This window comes from Streptomyces sp. NPDC047515 (genome assembly GCF_040643055.1).
Taxonomy (GTDB): Bacteria; Actinomycetota; Actinomycetes; order Streptomycetales; family Streptomycetaceae; genus Streptomyces.
In genome coordinates this window covers 21,452-42,554 of the sequence record NZ_JBEYTM010000065.1, presented here as the reverse complement: position 1 = coordinate 42,554, position 21,103 = coordinate 21,452, and the positions used below count along the sequence as shown (strand labels likewise).

At 71.5% G+C, this 21,103-nt stretch carries 15 protein-coding genes and 2 pseudogenes; 4 read left to right on the top strand and 13 right to left on the bottom strand.

Annotation, left to right across the window (positions count from 1 at the left end):
* Positions 1 to 89: 89 nt before the first annotated feature.
* Positions 90 to 2,570, top strand: a pseudogene (locus ABZ826_RS33685) (FtsX-like permease family protein); the annotation flags it as partial.
* A 151-nt stretch (positions 2,571 to 2,721) separates the two neighbouring features.
* Here ABZ826_RS33685 and ABZ826_RS33680 read toward each other — a convergent pair.
* Together ABZ826_RS33680 and ABZ826_RS33675 are read right to left on the bottom strand one after the other, a co-directional pair.
* Positions 2,722 to 3,243, bottom strand: a complete 522-nt coding sequence (locus ABZ826_RS33680) for an ATP-binding protein (protein ID WP_361457072.1) — start codon at positions 3,241 to 3,243, stop codon at positions 2,722 to 2,724.
* Positions 3,244 to 3,435: 192 nt separating this feature from the next.
* Complete coding sequence (locus tag ABZ826_RS33675) at positions 3,436 to 3,753, bottom strand: hypothetical protein (protein WP_361457069.1); 318 nt, start codon at positions 3,751 to 3,753, stop codon at positions 3,436 to 3,438.
* Between the two features lie 206 nt (positions 3,754 to 3,959).
* Here ABZ826_RS33675 and ABZ826_RS33670 point away from each other — a divergent pair, with 206 nt between their 5' ends.
* Positions 3,960 to 5,093 carry a PLP-dependent cysteine synthase family protein gene (locus ABZ826_RS33670; protein ID WP_361457066.1) on the top strand — a complete coding sequence of 378 codons (1,134 nt, stop codon included), beginning with the start codon at positions 3,960 to 3,962 and terminating at the stop codon, positions 5,091 to 5,093.
* A 36-nt stretch (positions 5,094 to 5,129) separates the two neighbouring features.
* On the opposite strand, the gene ABZ826_RS33665 is transcribed toward ABZ826_RS33670, so the two are convergent.
* From ABZ826_RS33665 to ABZ826_RS33650, 4 genes and pseudogenes are all read right to left on the bottom strand, one after another.
* A complete protein-coding gene (locus ABZ826_RS33665) occupies positions 5,130 to 5,609 on the bottom strand; it encodes an SRPBCC family protein (protein WP_361457075.1) in 480 nt (159 codons plus the stop codon).
* 93 nt (positions 5,610 to 5,702) lie between these two features.
* Positions 5,703 to 6,397, bottom strand: a pseudogene (locus ABZ826_RS33660) (NAD(P)H-binding protein); the annotation flags it as partial.
* A gap of 67 nt (positions 6,398 to 6,464) precedes the next feature.
* On the bottom strand, positions 6,465 to 6,935 hold the full coding sequence (locus ABZ826_RS33655) for an SRPBCC family protein (RefSeq protein ID WP_361457063.1): 471 nt from the start codon (positions 6,933 to 6,935) through the stop codon (positions 6,465 to 6,467).
* Positions 6,936 to 7,164: 229 nt separating this feature from the next.
* Positions 7,165 to 8,001 (bottom strand): DeoR/GlpR family DNA-binding transcription regulator, encoded by an 837-nt coding sequence (locus ABZ826_RS33650; protein WP_361457060.1) that lies wholly within the window; start codon positions 7,999 to 8,001, stop codon positions 7,165 to 7,167.
* 183 nt (positions 8,002 to 8,184) lie between these two features.
* Between ABZ826_RS33650 and ABZ826_RS33645 the strand changes: the two genes are divergently transcribed.
* A complete protein-coding gene (locus ABZ826_RS33645; protein WP_361457057.1) occupies positions 8,185 to 10,584 on the top strand; it encodes a hypothetical protein in 2,400 nt (799 codons plus the stop codon).
* On the opposite strand, the gene ABZ826_RS33640 is transcribed toward ABZ826_RS33645, so the two are convergent.
* The 6 genes from ABZ826_RS33640 to ABZ826_RS33615 form a co-directional block, all read right to left on the bottom strand.
* Positions 10,554 to 12,980, bottom strand: a complete 2,427-nt coding sequence (locus ABZ826_RS33640) for a right-handed parallel beta-helix repeat-containing protein (protein ID WP_361457054.1) — start codon at positions 12,978 to 12,980, stop codon at positions 10,554 to 10,556. The genes ABZ826_RS33645 and ABZ826_RS33640 overlap by 31 nt on opposite strands.
* A gap of 150 nt (positions 12,981 to 13,130) precedes the next feature.
* Positions 13,131 to 13,739, bottom strand: coding sequence for a hypothetical protein (locus ABZ826_RS33635; protein ID WP_361457051.1), 609 nt, complete (start codon positions 13,737 to 13,739; stop codon positions 13,131 to 13,133).
* A 304-nt stretch (positions 13,740 to 14,043) separates the two neighbouring features.
* Positions 14,044 to 14,520: a DUF6643 family protein gene (locus ABZ826_RS33630; protein ID WP_361457048.1), complete on the bottom strand. Its 477-nt coding sequence runs from the start codon at positions 14,518 to 14,520 to the stop codon at positions 14,044 to 14,046.
* Between the two features lie 1,224 nt (positions 14,521 to 15,744).
* Positions 15,745 to 16,947 carry a cytochrome P450 gene (locus tag ABZ826_RS33625; protein WP_361457045.1) on the bottom strand — a complete coding sequence of 401 codons (1,203 nt, stop codon included), beginning with the start codon at positions 16,945 to 16,947 and terminating at the stop codon, positions 15,745 to 15,747.
* A gap of 36 nt (positions 16,948 to 16,983) precedes the next feature.
* Complete coding sequence (locus ABZ826_RS33620; protein WP_361457042.1) at positions 16,984 to 18,351, bottom strand: FAD-dependent oxidoreductase; 1,368 nt, start codon at positions 18,349 to 18,351, stop codon at positions 16,984 to 16,986.
* Positions 18,341 to 18,550: a ferredoxin gene (locus ABZ826_RS33615; RefSeq protein ID WP_361457039.1), complete on the bottom strand. Its 210-nt coding sequence runs from the start codon at positions 18,548 to 18,550 to the stop codon at positions 18,341 to 18,343. The genes ABZ826_RS33620 and ABZ826_RS33615 overlap by 11 nt, the downstream gene beginning before the upstream one ends.
* Before the next feature lie 257 nt (positions 18,551 to 18,807).
* Between ABZ826_RS33615 and ABZ826_RS33610 the strand changes: the two genes are divergently transcribed.
* Positions 18,808 to 19,872: a PP2C family protein-serine/threonine phosphatase gene (locus tag ABZ826_RS33610; protein ID WP_361457036.1), complete on the top strand. Its 1,065-nt coding sequence runs from the start codon at positions 18,808 to 18,810 to the stop codon at positions 19,870 to 19,872.
* Between the two features lie 519 nt (positions 19,873 to 20,391).
* On the opposite strand, the gene ABZ826_RS33605 is transcribed toward ABZ826_RS33610, so the two are convergent.
* Positions 20,392 to 21,090, bottom strand: coding sequence for a DUF4232 domain-containing protein (locus ABZ826_RS33605; RefSeq protein WP_361457033.1), 699 nt, complete (start codon positions 21,088 to 21,090; stop codon positions 20,392 to 20,394).
* Between the last annotated feature and the right edge of the window lie 13 nt (positions 21,091 to 21,103).

Here is a 21,103-nt window from a genome sequence, read left to right as displayed (position 1 = left end):
CTCCTCAGACAACACCAGCTCGGCCATCGGCCGCCCCATCTTCGCCATGGAAGCAGTCTACTTATTCAACGAATTCTCGGCGCAGGACACTAGGCGTCGCGTTCCTCACCGGGACGCTCGTCATGGGCGACACCCTGCGCGCGAGCTTCGACACCATGTTCGGCAACGCGACCGCCGGAACCGACGCCGTGGTGCGCGGCTCCCATGTGGTCACCGTCGCCGGTGAGTCCCAGGGCACCCGGCAACCGGTGAACACCGCACTCGTGAAGAGGATCGAGCGGATCCCCGGGGTCGCCGCGGCGGCGCCCGACATCCAGGGCGCCGGTCAGCTCATCGGCTCCGACGGCACACCCGTCGGAGGCCAGGGGCCGCCCACCCTGGCCGGCAACTGGATCGACGACCCGAAGCTCAACCCGTACCGCCTCGCCGCCGGGCGCGCCCCGTCCGCGCCCGGTGAGGCCGTCGTCAACCGCGGCACCGCAGTCCGGGGCGGGCTCAGGATCGGCGACACGACCGTGCTGCGCACCCCCGACCCCGTACACGTCAGGATCGTCGGACTGGCCACCTTCGGAGGCCAGGACGGCATGGGGCAGGTCACCTACACCGCGCTGACGCAGGCCGACGCGGAGAAGTACCTCACGCCGAAGCCCGGCGAGGCATCGGCTATTCAGGTGCGCGCGACCCCGGGCACCAGCCAGCAGGAACTCGTCGACGCGCTGCGCCCCGCACTGCCCGGGGGAGTCGAGGCCATCACCGGACAGGCCTCGGCAGCCGAGAACCGGGACATGCTCTCCGGGGCGTTCCTCAGCGTGTTCACTACGCTGCTGCTGGTGTTCTCCGGGATCGTGCTGCTCGTCGCCACCTTCTCCATCCACAACACCTTCGAGATCGTCGTCGCCCAGCGAACCCGCGAGAACGCGCTGTTGCGCGCCCTCGGGGCCGCCCGCCGTCAGGTCGTCGGCGCGACACTCGTCGAGGCGACGGTGGTCGGCGTGATCGCTTCCACGGCCGGTCTGGCCGGTGGCATCGGCATCGCCGCCGGGCTGCAGGCGCTCTTCCCCGCCGTCGGGTTCCCCTTTCCCGAGGGCACACTGGCGATCGGCGCGGTGTCCCTGCTGCTACCGCTCGCCGTCGGCGCCCTCGTCTGTCTCGGCTCCGCCCTCCTGCCCGCCGTCCGGGCCGGACGCACCGCCCCGCTCGCCGCCCTGCGCGAGAGCGCCGTCGACGACTCCGCGGCCTCCCGGTCGCGCGCCCTCGCCGGGGCCGTGCTTCTGTTGGTCTCCGTCGGCACCATCCTGACCGGTGTGTCGGGCGATCCGTCCGTCTGGCCGGCAGCCATCGGCGCGGTGCTGGCAGTCGCCGCGTTCGTGGTGCTCGGACCCGTCGCCTCCTCGTACGGCGTACGGATCCTCGGCGCGCCGCTCGACCGGCTGCGCGGCGTCACGGGCCGACTGGCCAGGCGCAATGCCCTGCGCAGCCCCCGGCGGACCGCCTCCACCGCGACCGCGCTGATGATCGGCGTCGCCGTGGTCTCGCTCTTCACCGTCTTCGGCGCCTCGCTGAAGACGACCATGAACCGGACGGTGGACCGGTCCTTCGCGGGCGACGTGGCCATCAGCGCTCCCGCCTTCGGCGCGGGCGGCAGCGGCCTCAGCCCCCGGCTCGCCCCGGCGGTCGACCGGCTGCCGGAGGTCGCGACCGCCGTCGGCCTCGGCAAAGGCGTCGCAGAGGTCGACGGCGCGGGACGCGCCCTGACCGTCACCGACCCGGCCGCGCTCGGCAAGGTCTTCGACCTCGGGCCGGTCGAGGGGTCGCTGAAGGACCTGGGCGCGAACGGGATCGCCGTGTCCGGCACCGAGGCCGCCGAGCGCGGACTGCGCACCGGCTCCACCGCACGGCTCGCCTTCGCCGACGGCACGCAGCGGAACTTCACGGTCCGTGCCGTCTACGCCCGGTCGGAACTCGCGGGCGACTATGTCATCACCCGTCAGGCCTGGGCCCCGCACCGCGCGCAGGATTCCGACTCGCTGATCGCCGTCTCCTTCGCGCCCGGCGTGTCCACCGCCGACGGCAAGGAGGCGGTCACCAGGACCGCGGCGGCGTACGGCAACCCGGACGTACAGACCCGCAGCGAGTACGCGCAGTCCTCGGCGGGCGGCATCGACATGATGCTCACCCTGGTCTACGCCCTGCTGGCGCTCGCCGTACTGATCGCCCTGCTGGGCATCGCCAACACGCTCACCCTGGCCCTCCACGAACGCACCAGGGAACTGGGCCTGTTGCGGGCCGTCGGGCAGACCCGGAGCCAGCTGCGGTCCATGGTCCGCTGGGAGTCCGTCCTGGTCGCGGCGTTCGGCACGGCGGGCGGCCTGCTGCTGGGCGGCTTCCTCGGCTGGGTGCTGGTCAAGGCGTCCGCTTCCGCGGGCGGCGCGTCCCTCGCCTTCGCGCTGCCGCCGCTGCGGCTCCTGGTGGTCGCCCTCGTCGGGATCGCGGCCGGGGCGCTGGCGGGCATGCGGCCGGCCCGCCGGGCGGCCCGTCTGGACGTGCTTCGAGCGGTCGCCGCCGAGTAGCGCACTCCGCCGCCGGAACGGCACGGCGGAAGGAGGAGCGGGGGGGGGGGGGGGGGCCCCCCCCCCCCCCCGCGGGCGGCCCCCCCCCCCCCCCGCCCGGGGGGGGGGGGGGGGGGGCCCCCGCCCCCCCCCCCGCTCCTCCTTCCTTCCGCTACCCGACCACCGCCGACCGGGCGGCGGACGGTGTGGCACTCTCCAGGTACACGACGGCGTCCGGCTCGAACGGCCCGTCAGTCGTCGCCCCGTACACCGGGTGGTGCGGCTGCGCGGCGAACAGGGGAGGTGCCGGAAGCGTGAACCAGACGACCTTCCCGGCCCCGCCGCTCGGGCGCACCCCCCAGCTCTCGCTGACCGCGGCGATCAGGGCGAGCCCGCGCCCCGACGTACTGGACGCGGTGGCCTCGCGCACGGTCGGCAGCCGGGGGTCGTGATCATGGACGGACACCGTCAGCCGTTCCAGCAGCAGCTCGATCTCGACGGTGCATGACTTGTCCGGCTGGGCATGCCGGTGGACGTTGGTCAGCAGTTCGGTGACGCCGAGCGCCGCATGGTCGATCAAAGGATCGAGATGCCAGTAGCGCAGCTGCGCCGAAACGATTCTGCGGACCTGACCGATCCGCGACGGCAGGGCCTGGAGCTCCACCGTGCAGTGCCTGCTTGGCTCGCTGATCACGGCTGCGACTCCCCGAAATAGGTCCGGAAGAAGACGGAGGAACGGATCCAGCAGACATCCAGCTGCTGATTCCGGTCCGACGGTGCGGATCCGAGTGTCACCGCCGGTAAACCATGAGTGACGTGTGACCAATGTCGCTCAGGGGTCACGGGTCCGCAACTCGCGGCGTCTCCGCCCGGCGGCGCCGCTCCGTCAGATCATCCGGCTGCCCGCACTGCGCAGCGTTTCGAGGAACCTGCGTGCGGGCCCCGCCGTGTCCGGACCGTGATTGCGCTGCCCCATCGTCAGCCGGTATCGCGTCCCGTTGAGACGTGCCACGGTCGCACCGGCCCCGGCGAACCACGGCCTGCCCGCACTGACCGCCACCACCGGGGCGCTGTCGATCTCCCGTCCGTAGCTGGTCAGCAGGGCCAGCCTGCCGTCCTTGACGATCACCTGCCCGGCCGTGGTGAGCGAGCGGGCCCACCGCTCGATCCGTACCCCCGTCGCGCTGAACTCCGTTTCCGGCATGGCCGCTTCGCCCCCTTCGTCATGTCTCTGATGGGCAGTCTGCACAACCCGGGAGCGGCGCGCCAGGCCGCGTGACGGCGCAATGTCACGGCCGCCCGGTCCATCGAGGCCAAGGCGGGGCTATGGGACATCAAAGTGAACGTTTCTGCAGGTAGGGGGATTATCGTTGACGGGCAGAGTCCGGTGACACGAGGAGGAACGCGCTGATGGGCACCAGTGAGCACACACATGAAGGCCGGGCCGCGGCGACCATCGACATCGACCGTTCCGACCCCGAGTACCGGGCCTGGCTCAACGAGGCCGTACGCAAGGTCCAGGCCGACGCCAACCGCTCCGCGGACACCCATCTGCTGCGATTCCCGCTCCCCGAGGCATGGGGTATCGACCTCTACCTCAAGGACGAGTCGACGCACCCCACCGGCAGCCTCAAGCACCGGCTGGCCCGCTCGCTCTTCCTCTACGGGCTCTGCAACGGCTGGATCCGGCCCGGCAAGCCGGTGATCGAGGCGTCCAGTGGATCGACGGCCGTCTCGGAGGCGTACTTCGCCAAGCTGATCGGTGTGCCGTTCATCGCGGTGATGCCCCGCACCACCAGCCCCGAGAAATGCCGGCTTATCGAATTCCACGGCGGCCGCTGCCACTTCGTCGACGATTCGCGAAGGCTGTACGAGGAGTCGGCCATGCTGGCCGCCGACACCGGCGGTCACTACATGGACCAGTTCACCTACGCCGAACGGGCCACCGACTGGCGCGGCAACAACAACATCGCGGAGTCGATCTACCAGCAGTTGAGGCTGGAGCGTTTCCCGGAGCCGACGTGGATCGTGGCCACGGCCGGGACCGGGGGCACCTCGGCGACCATCGCCCGCTATGTGCACTACATGCAGTTCGACACCAGGATCTGTGTGCCCGACCCGGAGAACTCCTGTTTCTTCGACGGGTGGACCCACCACGACCCCCTCGCCACCAGCGACTGCGGCTCCCGGATCGAGGGCATCGGCAGGCCCCGGATGGAGCCGAGCTTCGTGCCCGGGGCCATCGACCGGATGATGAAGGTGCCGGATGCGGCCAGCGTCGCCGCCGTACGCGCCCTGGAGAAGGCCATCGGCCGGAAGGCGGGCGGCTCCACCGGCACCGGGCTGTGGAGCGCGTTCAAACTGGTCGCGGAAATGGTCGGGCAGGGCGCCACCGGCAGCATCGTCACCCTGATCTGCGACCCCGGCGACCGCTACCTCGACAAGTACTACTCCGACAGCTGGCTCGCCGCACAGGGCCTGGACATCGCCCCGTACACGCAGACCATCGACTCCTTCCTGCGCAGCGGTGACTGGCCCGGATAGCCGACGGAACGGGGTCCGCGCGGTCCACGGCCGCTTTCAGGCCGTGGGCCCGGCCAGCTGCCCGTCGAGCGCGCGCACCGCGTCCCGGAACGCCCGTCCCATCCCCGACCGGCCCAGCCGCAGCGCGAACCGGAAGAGTGCGGAACCGTCCGCGGCGAACGTCCACCGCACCCGCGTCCCGGTCCCGGCGGGGGTGAGCCGCCACTCCTCCAACAGCGCCCGCGGACCAGGGGCGTTGGACTCGTCGACCCGGTAGGCGTACCGCTTTCCCGGCTCCGTCGCGAGGATCGTCTCGCGCAGCACCGTGCCCCCCTTGAGGCGGACCTCGCGCCCCGTGCCCGCCCGGGTGGGCCGGGCCGCCGTCACCGAGGTGAACCAACTCGGCCAGCCCGCCACGTCGTCCGCGAGCGCACGGTAGACCGCCTCCGGCGGGGCGGAGACCTCGGCGGCGAAGACCAGTCGCAGTGGAGCGGACTCGACGAAGTCGAGTTCCACGGAACGGAGTCGGCGGAACACGGATCGCACCTCCCGTGCGGTCGGCAGCGGACGGTTCGCGCACACCATAGCTGGCGTATCGTCAGATGTCCTGGCACGCACGGGAGTTACGCGGCGCCGCATCATGTCCCGGTACGCCATGACGTCCGGGCCGCCGATGTCGAACGTGCGGTTCACCTCGGCCGGCAGGCGCGCGCAGCCGACGAGATTCCGCACGACGTCCCGTACCGCGATCGGCTGGATCGACGTGCGCACCCAGCTCGGGTGATCATCACCGGCAGCCGTTCGGTGAGATGGCGCAGAATCTCGAACGAGGCCGAGCCCGATCCGATGACGACCGCGGCCCGCAGTACAGCCGTCGGCACCCCGGAATCCAGCAGGATGCGCCCCACCTCGGCCCGCGACCGCAGATGCGGTGACAGTTCCCGCTCGGGCACCCCGGCCGGGGTGAGTCCACCGAGGTACACGATCCGGCCGACTCCCGCGGCCCGTGCCTGCTCGCCGAAGATCCGGGCCGCCTCCCGGCCCTTCTCCTCGAACCCCGGTCCGGAGCCGAGCGCGTGCACCAGGTAGGAGGCCACGTCCATGTCCCGCATCGCCGCGCGCACCGAAGCGGCGTCGAAGACATCCCCCTCGGTCACCTCGACCCTGTCCGCCCACGGGTGGTCACGCAGCTTCCGCGGGGTCCTGGCCAGCGCGCGCACCCGGTGACCGGCGTCCAGGAGTGCGGGTACCAGCCTGCCGCCGATGTACCCGGAGGCACCGGTCACCAGGCAACGCAGCGGCGTGTCATCGGAGGATTCGCTCACCGGCCGAGTCTTCCACCGGATCGCCGCAGGGGGGCCCGGTGGATCACTCCGAACGGCGGCACACGGGTCACCCGACCATGCCGGGCCACGGAAACGGACCGGCCGGACGGTCCAGCATGCCGTCGAGCACCCGGCCGAAGACCCGGCGACCCGCCGCGGCGACCAACGGATCGACCCACCGCGGCAGTAGCCGGACACTCAGTTCCTCCACCCACACCACATGAGACCCGGAGTCCGTCGGATACACGTCGATCGACGCCCGCCCCAGCACCAGCGAACCGCGTTTCGCCAGCCGGCACAGCCCCGCCCGGCCGGCGGCGGGCGGGGTCCACCGCACCACTTCCATCGGGTCGTCGAACCCCAGCGCACCCACACCCGTACGCGCCACGAAGACGGTCCCCGTCCCGGTCGGCGGCCCCGTGCGGACGGTGATCGTGGTCAGCGGGACGTGCGCTGCGTGCCGTTCCCAGTCCGTCACCCGGCGCCAGGCCTCGGCCGCGGGAAGATGCGTGAAGCGCTCGATCCGGAAGACGGCCACGGCACGATGCTAAGGGCTGCCCCGTAATCCCTGGTGGATCAGCGTGCGGCGTCGGATGCGGTGCATCGTAAGGCGGAGGGACGTCCGCATACTGGATGTATGCGGATGTTCCGACAACGCGGCGAGGTGCCGTAGCCGTCGTCGTGCGCCCGCCAGGAATTACGGGACAGCCCTTGGGCCGTGCGCCGCCCGGTCCGAACGGAGCGGAAGCGACACACCGCCCGGTGCCTCAGGAGTCGCCGTCCTCGATCCGGCCCGTCACGAGCAGGCCCGGCAGGTGCTCCTCGATCTCCTCGCGGGCAGCGGCCGACAGACCCGCGTCCGTCACGAACGTGTCCACCTGCGACAGAGTGGCGAACGAACTCAGGCCCACCGTGCCCCATTTGGTGTGGTCGGCGACCACCACCACACGACGCGCCGACTGGACGAAACGGCGGTTGGTCTCGGCCTCCGCCAGATTCGGCGTCGACAGACCCGCCTCCACCGAGATCCCGTGCACCCCGAGGAACAGCACATCGAAGTGGAGCGAGGCGATCGCCTGATCGGCGACCGGACCGACCAGCGAGTCCGACGGAGTCCGTACCCCGCCGGTGAGCACCACCGTGGCGGCCCCGGTCCGCACCCCACCCGCGGCCCCGGACCGCTGCGCGGAGTGGAACACATCCGCGACCCGCACCGAGTTGGTGACCACGGTCAGATCCGGTACGTCCAGCAACTGCTGGGCGAGCGCGTACGTCGTCGTACCGCCGGAGAGCGCGATGGCGCTGCCGGGCACGGCCATCGCCGCTGCCGCCCGCGCGATGTCCTCCTTGGCGGTCAGCTCCAGAGCCGACTTGGCCTCGAAGCCGGGCTCGTGCGTACTGGCCTCGACCACCGGAACGGCCCCGCCGTGGACCTTCTCGATCAGACCCTGGCGGGCCAGCGCGTCCAGATCCCGGCGGACGGTCATGTCGGAGACGCTCAGCTTGCGGGTCAGCTCATTGACCCGCACCCCGCCACGCCTGCGCACCTCGTCGAGGATCAGGGCGCGCCGCTGCTCCGCGAGCAGGTTCTGATTCTCGCTCAACGCCGGTCCTTCCCTCTGGCCGCGCGACAGTCTCTCTTCGGACGGGGTCATCCTGCCACGCGGTGTCGTCGGCCGTCGCACGGGGGAGATTCCGTGAGAGCGGTGCGTACACCGGCCCGCTTCCACGATTCTGGTGACCGTGCATCAGCACACCCCCCACGACCGAGAGAGCGAGTCACTCCAGTGCCACCTGCCACCCAGGCCCCGCAGAGCAATCCGGGGCCCGCGCTGGAACTGCTGGTCCACGGCGTGGGCGGAGCCACGCCCCAGGAGATGCTCGACGATCCACGTACGGTCCGGGTCACCGGCGACGCCACCGCCGCCATCTACCGGCGGGCCGACGACATGGACGCCGAGCAGCACCCGGAGCGGTACCGCGACCGGCCCATCGCCGAGGCCTACTGCTGGTCCAACCTCACCTCCGGCAACGGCTCCCGCGCCCTTTGGCTGCTGCTGCTCCCGTTCATGGTCGTCAACCTCGCCCACTGGATGCGCCCCACCGCCCGCGCACGTACCCGCGCGGTACGCCTGTACGGCGTCGTCGTCCGGCTCGTCGCGCTCAGCCTCACCGTCCTGCTGACCGCGGCGGCCTGCGAGGTCGCGCTCGACCTGACGGCCTGGCAGTGCGCCGGCGTACCGGACTGCTCGAACCAGCGGTCCTGGCTCGGCTTCCTGTCGACCGCGCAGGGCGGCTGGTGGTCCCAGCCGGGCCGACGGCTCGCCCTGGCCTCGCTGGTGCCCACGGCCGTGGTGGGGCTGCTCTGGTTCCTGTCGAACCGGACCTGGAGCGCGTACGAGTCACAGCGCCCGCTGACCGGGCCCGAACCGGATGACGTCGACCCGGAGGCCGGACAGGACCTGAGTACGTCCGGCACCGTCCCCGGCCCTCGGCCGGCCCTCGGCCGGCCCGGATTCTGGTACGGCCGCCGTCTGGTCGCCCGGCTGCGAGCCGCCCACACCGCCGCCGGATTCCTGACCGTCGCCGCGTCGGTCGCAGGCGCCGCGGCCCGCCACGACCGCGCCGTCAGCGGCCCCGTGCCCGGGATACTCGGCCGGCTGATCGAGACGGCACTGGTCCTGGGCGCGCTCGTGGTGCTCTGGGTCGTGTGCCGCCGCGGCCGGAGCGAACGGCGTCTCGACAACCGGCTCGACCAGGCACTCATCACCTATCTGCCCGGCGCCGCGCTCGCGCTGCTCGTCCTCGCCGCGGTGTACGCGTCCTGGTCCCGTCCCGCCTGGGTATCGGCGGGCGCCCTGCCGGGTGACGTCGCCTTCAGCGTCGTCACCCTCGGCCAAGGAGCGCTCGTCGTCGTCCTCGCGGTGGTCTCACTGAGCCTGTACCGCCGCACCCCCGAACCCCGCACCGTCATGTACGGACTCGGCGGACCGGTCGTCGCCATGCTCGCGTGCGCCCTCGGCGGCGTCATGACCGGCGGGGTCGCCCAGCGCGTCGCCGACTGGCTCGACGGATCCGGCACCCCGGGCATGGGCAGGGGCTCCGTCATCGAGGGGCCGCCGGTGCTGCTCAGCTGGCAGGCCTCGGTCATTCCCGTACTTCTGGCGCTCCTGGTGGTTCCCGCCCTCCTGCTGCTGGTACGCACCTGGCTCGCCGCCCGCGCCCTGGAACCCGACATCGACCGGGAGTACGGCCAGGAGCGACCCGACCCCGCCCGGACCCGGCAGATCGCCCGGATCCGGGCCACGGCGGCCCTGACCGACTCCGCACCCTGGATCCTCGGCCCGGTCTCCGGAGCCACGCTGCTGCTCGGCGCGGCGGCCGTCGGCGGGGCCTGGGAGAGCGGTGAGGTGCCCGGCCTGGCGCTCAAGGGCAGCGGCCCGTTCGCCGAGGCCGTGGCCGAAGCGGCCCAGTCCACCGGCTCCTGGATGATCGGATTCGGATTCATACTCTTCGTCACCTGGGGGCGGCGCGCCTACCGCGACGCCTCCGCGCGGCGCACCATCGGCATCCTCTGGGACGTCGGCACGTTCTGGCCGCGCGCCGCGCACCCCTTCGCTCCGCCCTGCTACGCCGAGCGCGCCGTCCCCGATCTGGCGTCACGGATGTCCGGCTGGACCGGACTGACCGGTGGCCGGCTCGTCATCTCCGGCCACTCCCAGGGCAGCGTCCTCGCGGCCTCCGCGGTCTGGCAACTGCCCGTCGAGACCCGTGGCCGGGTCGCGCTGCTCACCTACGGCTCTCCGATCGAGCGGTTGTACGGGCGTTGGTTCCCGGCCTACTTCGGCCCCGTACCACTGCACGGGCTGCACCGGTCCGTGCGCTGCTGGCGCAACCTGTGGCGGGCCACCGACCCGATCGGCGGCATGGTCAGGCTCGACGAGGGACCGGGGCCCGAGGTGGACCGGGGGCCGCTGAAGGATCCGCTGGTCTACGGCCGGACCCCCGAACATCCACTGCCCGAACCCGTTCTGGGGCACTCGGACTATCAGGCGGACCCGGTCTTCGCGGAGGAACGCGCAGCGCTGCTGGACCGGCTCGCCCCGGTCCTGCCCCGCCAGGCCGACGGGGCACAGGCCCCGAAGGCCCCACGGTCTCAGGGGAGCTCCGGCAGATCCTCCGGGTAGAGCAGGCTGAGGTCGTCCGTGCTCGGCTCGGAGAGCTGGGCGACCCGGCCCGCGTGCCGCTCCACCATCGACTCGAAGGTCTGCCGGGCCGTGCGGCCGTTGCCGAACGCAGGGCCCTTGGGCAGCTCGGTGAAGTACTTCAGCAGTGCCTCCCCGGTCCCGGAGGCCAGACTGTACTCGTGCTCGTCGGCCTGCTGCTCGACGATCCGCAGCAGTTCGGCGGGCTCGTAGTCGCTGAAGGTGATGGTCCGTGAGAAGCGTGACGCCACACCGGGATTGACGGTGAGGAACCGCTCCATCTCATGGGTGTACCCGGCGACGATGACGACCACCGCGTCGCGGTGGTCCTCCATCAGCTTCACGAGCGTGTCGATCGCCTCCCGGCCGAAGTCCCGGCCGGAGTCCTCGGGTGACAGGGCGTACGCTTCGTCGACGAACAACACCCCGCCGCGTGCCCGGTCGAAGGCGTCCTGGGTGCGGATGGCGGTCGAGCCGATGTGCTCACCGACCAGATCGACGCGGGACACCTCGATGAGATGGCCTCGCTCCAGCACTCCGAGCGAGGCGAGGATCTCGCCGTACAGCCGGGCCACGGTGGTCTTGCCGGTGCCGGGGGAGCCGGTGAAGACGAGATGGCGCCGGACCGACGCGGCCTTGAGCCCCGCCTTCTGACGCCGACGGCCGACCTCGATCATGTCGGTGAGGGCGCGCACTTCCCGCTTGACGCTGTCCAGGCCCACCAGCGCGTCCAGTTCCCCGAGGACGGCGTCCGAGGCACGTACCGGCTCGGCGGCGGGCACCGCGGCGGGGGAGGGCTCGACGGCGCGCGGCCTGGGGACCGCGCCGAGCAGCCCGGGGGCCGACTGGGCTGCCGTCAGCACGGCGGGGGCGGGCGGAGCAGGGGTGCGCAGCGCGCTCTCGTCGCTCGTGCAGTCCTCCACGACGGGCCCCGATCCCTGGCCGTCGCCGCCCTCGGCGAACTCGTAGCCACCACGGGCGCACCGCTCCGTGCGGCAGCGGGTCAGCGTCGTACGGCAGCCGTCCATCACATGGAAGCCGTAGCCCTCGCTGCCGGTGACCCGGCAGCTGTGGAAGGTGCCGCGGCCCTCGGCGGAGACGTAGAAACCGGCCTCGGCGGGCGAGGTGACCGTGCAGCGCTCGATCGTCGGATCGGCGCCCTTGGTGACGATCACTCCGGTCTGTGCCGCGTCGACGGTGCAGTTGTTCAGCGTGCCGCCACTGCCGTGATCGCGGAACCAGGCGCCGGTGGACGCCTCGCGGATGCGGCAGTCGTCGAGCTGGGCTGTCGCACCGTCGCTCACCGACACCGCGGTGTTGCGGATCTGGGAGAGATCGCTGTCCACCACGTCGGCGCGCGACCCCCGGTCGAGCACGAAGATCGCGTCCGGTACGTCGTGGACCCGGCAGGAGTCCAGTATCACGGTCGCCCCGTCGCTCACCCAGACCGCCGGGTAGTCTCCCGTGCTGTCGTGGATCTCGCACTGGTTGGCGTCGACACGGGTACCGGGATCCCAGACGGAAAGACCGTTGCGGCCGAACCGGCGGACCGTGGAGCGGGTGAGGGTGAGGACCGAACGGGAACGCAGATCCACCGCGTTCTCCGGGATGTCGTGGATGTCGCAGTCGGCGAGCGTCAGTACGGCGTCGGTGTCGAGGGTGACCCCGTCCGCCGAAGTGCGGTGCACCGTGCAGTCGGTGAGGTGGGCGGTCGCGCGGGCGGTCACCTGTATCCCGCTGCCCTTGATCTCGTACACCTCGCAGCCGACGGCCTCCAGACCACTGCCCTCGCCGGTGATGCTCAGCCCCGCGCCCGACGCGTGGTGGACCCGGCACCGCTCCAGCCGCGGATGCGCACCGTCACGCACCGAGACCCCGGCCTGGCCGGCCGAGACGACCTCGCACTGCTCGAACACCCCGCCCGCCCCGTCGAGTACGGCGATGCCGGCCCCGGCCGGGTTGTCGACCGTGCAGCGGCGCACGGTCGGCCGGGCCGCACCGCGCACCTCGATCCCGGCGGCCGAACGCGTGACGATCCGCAGATCCGCGAGTTCCGGGGCGCCGTCCTCGACGAGCAGCGCCGGAGCCGTCGAGTCCTGGCCCTCTACATGCAGGTCCGAGACGACCGCGGCGGCGCGGACGGTCAACGGCACGCCGTCGACCGGCGCGATCCGAACGGAGCCGACCGAACCCTCGGGGCCGCGCAGGGTCACCGCGCGGTGCAGGACCAGATTCTCCCGGTAGGTGCCCGGCGCGACGGTGAGGACGTCGCCGTCCGCCGCGGCCTCCAGGGCTGCGGTGAGGGAGGCGTATTCGCCTGTGCGGCGCCGCCACCGCGATGTGCCGGTGTGCGTCACCTGGACCGTGCCCTGTGCCATGGCGCTGTTGTGCCCCCGCCTCGTGCGTGTGTGATGCCCGGTCACCGGCCTTCCGGCAGCGGCGAACCCCGGCCCGCCCGCCGAGGAAGGGGGCGGGCCGGTCCACCGTAGCGCGCGCGGCGGGCGGGAGTTGACCCGATCAGCAGCTGATCAGCTGCCGGTTCCGGTTCTGCCCCAGTCGGGACCGGCCGCTGCCCAGGCCCGGTCGATCCGGCTGTACCGCTTCCGCACCATGCGCCAGACGATCAGACGCCGGCTTGCCTCGACCAGTCCGACGGCGAGCAGCATCGCCCCGAACCCGGCCAGCGCGGCATGTGTTCGAGCCGTGGGCGCGTCCATGGGGCGCAGCGCGGGGCGGCCGTCCAGGTCGGTCCAGATCTCCACGACGGCACCGGGACGGGTCTTGCGGGAGAGCGTGTTCACCGTACCGTGGCGGTCCGTGCCGTCCGGGGCCTTCCAGCGTGCCACCACCAGGGTCTGCGGGGCGCGCTCCGAGGACACCTCGGGATCGGTGACGAAATGCGGCGCGTCCGGTGCCCGGCGCACCACGACCGCGGTCGTCGCGCGACGCTGTGCCCGCTGGGTGCGCACCGATTCCTGCAGGACGTCGTCGGTGAGCGCTCCGCACACCCAGCCCAGCGCCGGCGCCGTCAGCACCATGAGCAGCAGCGCGACAAGAGCCACCCACGCCTCGTGCCGGTCGGTGGCGCGGCACAGAGCATTGCGCCGCCAGCGCCACACTCCCGTAACCGCTCGCACAGTCCCGCACCCCCTTCCGTATCCGTCTTAACCCGATACGGCACGCTTCGCGTGCTGAAGCGGCGAAGAGAGAGCAACGTCACCCAGCCCAACGCACGGACCACCCCCGTGAGTTCCCCGTCGAACGTCGTGGCTGACGGTCCGTCCGAGGCGTGCGTGCGCATGGGGCCTCCCGTTCGGATCCGGCTCGATCCGAACGAAAGGCTCTGGGAGGGCCATTCGGCCCGGTGCGGGAACATCGAGGTCGTCGGCGAGTCCCCATGGCTCGACGACGACCTCGACGCGACCGTCGGTGATGACCGGCTCAGTACCCCCGGCCCTGGTGCGGGCGGTTGTACGGGTCCTCGTAAGGAGAGGGGGCCGGGGCGGGCCGCGGTGACGCCGGGCGCATCGCCTCGTACCCGGTGCCGGGCGCGGGCCGCTGCTGCTGCTGCGGCGGATAAGGCGCCTGGTACCCGCCGCGGGCCGCGGTCGGCTGCTGCGGGATGTACGGAGCCGACGCGTGCTGCAGCTGTGCGGGCTGCATCGGTGCGTAACCCTGCTGCGCAGGCTGCGGGTAGCCGTACGAGGGGTTGGGCTGGGAAGGGGCCGCGGGAAGAGCCGGCAGCGCTGCCGGGAGAGCCGGCAGATAGCTGTTGCCGGTGTCGTAGGCGGCAGGCACTCGGATCGGAGCGATCTGAGGGGTGCCCCGCTCCGCGACCAGGGAGTCGTAGATCGGAGTGTCGGGGAACGACGGGGCGGCGTAGTAGCCGCCGCCGTAGGTGGAGCGAGGGGAGGTCATGACACCTAAGTTAAGCCCACGATGTGCTGGTTGGGGAGTCCCAATCTTGGGGTCATCCGTTTTACGCTTGTTCTGTCCGCCCGACATGCCAAAAAATCGTCAGAGCTTCCGTTAACAGTGGGGGGCTTTTCCGTTGTAGGGCCCCTGGTTAACGAGAAGTGGCGGATGGGCTACAAAGGCCGGCACCCGCGCGGCACTCGCCAGGACGGAGGGCTTCGGCCCCGAGCTCCTGGAACCTTACGACCATCAGGAGATCGACAACGGCAACCGCGGCCTGCGTCCGTCTCCACCTCATCCCCGACCTCGGCACTCGCCCGAGTCACGGTCGAGGGCGTACGCACCTTCCTCGACCGGCTCCACACCACCTGCCGACGCTGCGCCCAGGGACTGGTCACCGAACGGAAGGGGTGCCGGGCGATTTGGCCAGTGCTCCTGACAGTGAACACTCTCGGGGAGCTGGTTCTCAAGAGGGCGTGCGGCCGTGTCGGCCCACTCTCCCGCCCGGTGCGGCCGTCCACCGCTGGCACGGATTCTCAAATGGTCAGCGGGGAAGTAGTCGTAGCGAGGGGCCCTGACCCAGGAGTGCTTCTCGGCGTCCGCGAACTCCTTCTGTGGGGGGACATGCTCGACCCGGTCCTGTTCCTGCAGGACGAGGAATTCGCATTTCTGGCCCTGCGCCGTGATGGTCAAGTGCGGTGGGCCGCTTCGCCGCGGAACAGGCGAGTGGGCCGGGGCCGTGTACGCGCGTGCCTCGATGCCGGATGCGGCTCGGTGAGCGACCACGCGGATCGGCAGTCCTCGGCCAGGGGATCGAGTACCGGCTCAGCCATGCGGCGAATTCCGGGAGTTGAGGGGCCCCGCGGGGGTCCTCTGGTCCTGGACGAAGTCCCGCAGCCGCAGGTTCTGACCGATCGTCCCGGGCTTCGGGCGGGGCATCGGCGCGGGCCTGGGCCGCGTACGGGCGGTACTGGCCGTCGATGGGTGACGGTTGCGGCGGATCTCCCGGCTGGCCGTGGACGGCTGCGGCCGAGCCCGACGGCTGTCGCACGGACCGTGGCCTACTCCTGCAACCGGTCGGCGATGTGCATGCCGTCGGTCTCACGCCGGTCCGGACGGGGCGACACCGCGGTGATCGGCGACGCCCCGTCCCCTGGCGGACACCGGTACGGTCTGACAGCGCCCTGCCGGGGCATACGGAGTGATCTGCCTGGATCACCTGCCTGCTCAGAGCTCGACGGGCAGGTGGCGGGGGCCTCGCAGCATGGCGTTGCGCCGGTAGGGGGGCGGGTCCTGGACGAGGTGTGCGGTGCCGAGGCGGGGGATCAGCGCGCCCAGGGCGATCTGGGCTTCGATGCGGGCGAGCGGTGCGCCGTAGCAGAGGTGGATGCCGCTGCCGAAGCCGAGGTGCTGGTTGTCCGGCCGGGTGGGGTCGAACACGTCGGGGTCGCGGAATCGCTTGGGGTCACGGTTGCCCGAGGCGAGCGCGAGCACCAGAGGTGTGCCCTTGGGGATGGTGGTGCCGGCGACGTCCATGTCGGCGAGGGGGAACCGCTCTCGCATGTGGACCGGGGGCTCGTAGCGCAGCAGCTCCTCCACCGCGCTCGGCAGCAGGTCGGGGTGACGGCGCAGCCGGTCCAGTTGGTCGGGCCGACGCAACAGCGTGAGCACCCCGTTGGTGATGAGGTTGACCGTGGTCTCGTGTCCCGCGATGAGCAGCAGCACGGCGGTGGTGGCGAGTTCCTCGCGGGTGAGCGTTCCGGCCGGGTCATCGTCGTTGACGTATGCGGAGAGCATGTCGTCACCGGGCCGGCCGCGGCGGCGCTCGGCGAGGTCCACGAGGTAGTCGCCCATCCCGGCCAGCGCCTGTCGGCCTGCCCGCAGGCGCTCGGTGGCCTCCTCGCCCGGTCTGATGTCGGCGGATTCGACAATCGTGTCCGACCATCCCCGGAAGAGCGGCTCGTCCTGGCGCGGCACGCCGAGCAGCCGGCAGATGACGGTGACGGGCAGCGGGTAGGCGAAGTCGTCGACGACGTCGATCTGCCGGCGGTCCTGGAGCGCCTCGGACAGTTCCGCGGTGATCCCGGCGATCTCGCCTCGCATGGCGTCGACCCGGCCCGGGCTGTGCGGCGGACCGAAGGGCCGCATCGCCAGGCTGCGCAGTCGCTGGTGCTCGGGGTCGTCGAGCCGGAGGAAGGGCGGCCGCAGCTCCTCCTCGGACAGCCGGCTGCGCGGGACGCTGCGGTTGCGAGGGTCCGCGCTGATGCGCGGGTCGTGGAGCAGGGCGGCGATTTCGTGATAAGTGCCGACCAGGTAGCTGCCGTCCGTCTGCCGTGCCACCCCCGCCTCACGGAGTTCCGCGTACAACGGGTAGGGGTTGGGTCGGTTGGCGTAGTCGGTGATCCGTTCCAGCAGCGTGTCGGCGGTCATGCGGTTGGGCTCCTCGTGGACGGGCGGGACGGTGGGTCAGCCGGTGTGCCGCACCGTGGTGAGCCGGCGGTCCGGCAGGTGACCGGTGAGTGCGACGGTGGGGCCGTGCGAGAGCAGCTGCGGGTCCGGTACGTCGGAGGGGATGGCAATGTCGGCTGCTGTCGCACGGTCGGCCGCGCCGGGCGCAGGGGGGAACGGGGCCGCTGTCTCGATCAGGCCCTCGTAGTACTCGAGCCATTTGGCCATGTTGACGGTGACGGCGGCCGTGATGCGGCCCCGGTAGCCGTAGACCATCGCCAGACGGCGCTCGTCGAGCGAGCCCTGGGCGATGACCACCTGGTCGGAGAAGGTGGGGACGCCCACGGACTTGATGTTGAGTCCGAACTGACTCGACCAGAACACCGGGACCGCGAGGTGCGGGCGCCGCAGTACTCCAGGGTTGATCATGTTGTGGGCCGCCACCCGGGCCTGCTCGACCGCGTTGCCCCAGTGCTCCAGGGAGAGCATCTGGTACTCGAAGAGCGGGTGCGGGAAGCGGGCCACGTCGCCCGCCACGAAGACGTCGTCGGTGACGATCCCGTACATGCTGAAGGCGCGGCACCCGGCATCGCAGGCGACCCCGCGCGGGCCGGCCGCGAGCCCGGAGTCCGCCAGCCACTCGGTGTTGCGGACCGCCCCCATCGCCACGACGCACAGGTCCGCGTCGACGCGACTGCCGTCGGACAGGTCCGCGCCGGTGAACCGGCCGTTGCCGCGCAGCGCGGTGACCGTCACACCGCAGCGCAGGTCCACGCCGTGGGCTCGCTGCATGCCCGCCGCGAGTTTCGACAGCGTTCCTCCGAGCGCGCCCACCAGCGGCGCCGGGCCGCGTTCGGCGACCGTGACCTCGATGCCCAGCTCCCGGCACGCCGAGGCGATCTCCGAGCCGGTGAATCCGGCGCCGATCACCAGCACCCGGCGCGGCCCGGCGGCCAGCCGCTCGGCCAGGCGGCCCGCGTCGTCGCTGGTGCGCAGGGTGAACACCCCGTCCAGTGCGGCCTCCGCCGGGTTGGGCCAGGGACGCGCCCGGGTCCCGGTGGCGATCAGCAGCCGGTCGTACGGCAGCGGCTCCCCGTCAGCCAGCATCACCCGCTTCCCGAGCGGGTCCAGCCCTGTAGCACGCACTCCGAGCCGCCACTCCGCCTCCGGATCCCGGCCGACCGGCAGCCCGGTGGAGTCCGCCGCCGCCCGGCCGAGCAGCACCTGTTTCGACAGCGGCGGTCTGTCGTAGGGCGGATGGGGCTCGTCCCCGACCACGGTCAGTGGTCCGGTGAAGCCTTCCTCCCGCAGCGTCTCGGCGGCCCGCAGCCCGGCCAGCGACGCGCCGACGATGACGATGCGGCCCTCCCACAGGTCACCGGACATCGGCGCTCACCTCCTCACCCATCAGGATGGCCTGGACCGGACACGCGGCCGCGGCCTGGCGCACGCGTTCGAGCTGGTCATCGGGGACGGCCGGGTCGTACAGCAACGCCTCCTCCCCGTGCAGCTCGAACACCTCCGGCGCGAGGAACACGCACTGCGCGTACCCCTGGCAGCGGGTGAGGTCCGCGACGATCCGCATTCGAGCCACTCCCTCCGTCGCCCCCGATGTCCGGTTCCTTCCTACTGCCGAACAGGGACAGGCGCTCGCGCGGTTACTCCGTCGGGGCTCCGGTACGGCGCAGTGGTCCCCGGTGACGCGGATCCGGATGCCCTGGGCCCGGCGGGCCGCCGGCGTTGTGTCCGGCCGGTTCGACGCAATCACCCCTATAAGCTGCTTATGTGAACTGGTCGGGTCGATTCTGGCGTCGTGCGGGCAGCGGCCTCGGGGAGCGGTTGGTGCGTCTGACGCCCCTGGCACTGACCGCCGTCATCACCGTACTGGCCTACGTGACCCCGAGTGGTGCCTACTTCAGCCGCTTTCTCTCGCTCGCCCCCGCGTTCGCCGCCTCGGTGTGGCCGGTGGCCGGAACGGTGGCCATCGGTGGGCTCGCAGCGGCCATCGACGTAGTGATTCTTGTGACCATCGGCAATCCGGGCGAGAGCTCGCACACACACCTGTTCACCCTCGCGGTGATCGCGGGCGCCACTGCTGCGGCCGCCTGCGCCAGCTATGTGCGCCAGCAGCGGGAGCAGACCCTCGCCGACGTCCGCTCCGTCGCCGAGACGACCCAGAAAGTCCTGCTGCGCCCCATGCCGCACCGCCTCGGCCGGCTGGACATCGAGGCCCTGTACCTGGCCGCCGCGGCGCAGGCCCGCGTCGGCGGCGACTTCTACGAAGCACTGGAGACAGCCCACGGCGTCCGCATGATCATCGGAGACGTGCGCGGCAAGGGCCTCCCTGCGGTCGGCATGGCCTCAGCGATCCTCGGCTGCTTCCGGGAAGCCGCGTACGACGAGCCGGACCTGGCACGGCTGGCACGCCGACTGGACGTCAGCACGAGTCGCTACACCGCACTGCTGCCCGACGACCGGATGGAGTACTTCGCCACGGCCCTGCTTGTCGAGATTCCCGACGACGGGTCGGCCGTCGGGATCGTGAACTGCGGACACCCTCCTCCGCTGCTGCTCCGCGCGGGGACGGTCCGCGAGGTCACCCCCACGGCTCCCTCACCACCCATCAACATGGGTGCGCTGGTCGGGGAGCACTACCGCATCGACACCTTCTCCTTCGCTGCCGAGGATCAGCTGCTGCTCTACACCGACGGCGTCACCGAGACCCGCGACCACGCCGGCGCGTTCTTCCCGCTGGTGCAGCACGCGGGACAGTGGAACGCGGACTCCCCGACCCGGCTGCTCGGACAGTTGCACAGCGACCTGGTCCGCTACAGCCGCGGCCGTCTCGACGACGACATCGCGGCCATCGCCGTCCGTGCGGTGGCCGACACGGTGTCGCACAGATGAGGTCGGTGAAGGTCTTGTCCCACTTATCCGGGGCCGGCACCTGTCCCCTCACAAGGATTGCCGCTGCCACCTGGCCGTTTCCTGTTCCTGCGGTCCTCGTCGGTTCTCGTGGCAGCGGCCCGGTTTTGAAGGTGCTGCCTTGATCGTTCAGGTGCGAGGAAGGTGTGCCGGCGGCCGAAGCCGGCGGCCCAGCCGCCTGGAACGGTGCGCTTGCGGGCTGTACAAAACACCGTCCGGCAGACGGAGGCTCTGACCGCTCGGGCGGCCAGGACCTCCGTTTGCCACAGGAGAACTGACGCCGCCGCCCCGCGTCGGCGTATCCGATCTTGATTTCGGTGCGGACGAGCGGTTCGGTGACGAGGAGGCCCGGCTCGGCTGGTTCGAGGGCGGCCCGGCTTCAGGGGCGGGCAACCTGAGGGCTACTGCCACCGGTAGATGCTGGACGCGATCCGCCACCTGGTCGCGGGCGGGATCTCCTGGTGGGCGATGCCCGCGGATTTCCCTTGCTGGGCCCGGGTCTTACTTCGACGGGCGCGTCCAGGCGCGGACGGCCAGCTTGCCGGTGGTGCCGAGATCGAGGTGGGGCGTCACGGTCACCGGATCGGCGCCCTGCTCGGCCCGCACCCTGACGTACGGGACGTTGACGGCGGTGCCGGACTCGGTGGTGTTGCGCCACATGAGGCCCGAAAGGGCGCTCTCGCCTGGCTTCAGGACCAGCGGGCGGGCCGGCTCGTCAAATCCGGTACTGGTGCTGATGCCGCCGCTTCCATGTATGACCCGGACGCCCTGGACGGGTGACAGGTCCTTGTCCAGCAGTTCCAGGAGCGGGTAGCCGTCGAGTGAGTAGTCGCGCTTCCCGCAGTTCTCCAGGTGCAAGCCCACCACGCGCAGCCCCATCGCGGCGTTGCCGTCATCGGTGGTGAGGCGGGTGCCGGAGGGTGGGCACTCGCCGGACGCGGGCGGCGCCTCGGCGGCGGACACCTTGGTCACCTGGGAGACCTTGACGCGGGTCACCGGGGACGCTCCGGGGGCCAGTACCCCCAGCCGGACCGTGCCGCGCACGGTCGCGCCGGGGCCGACCGAGCGCACGGTCTCGTGGCTGTTGCCCATGACCTCGCCGGCGTCCGTGGTGAAGTCGAACAGGATCGTGTACGTCAGCGCCTCGGTTCCGCTGTTGGTGACTTCGTAGGCGGCCGAGATTCCGGAGTCACCGGTCACCCGCGCCCCTCCC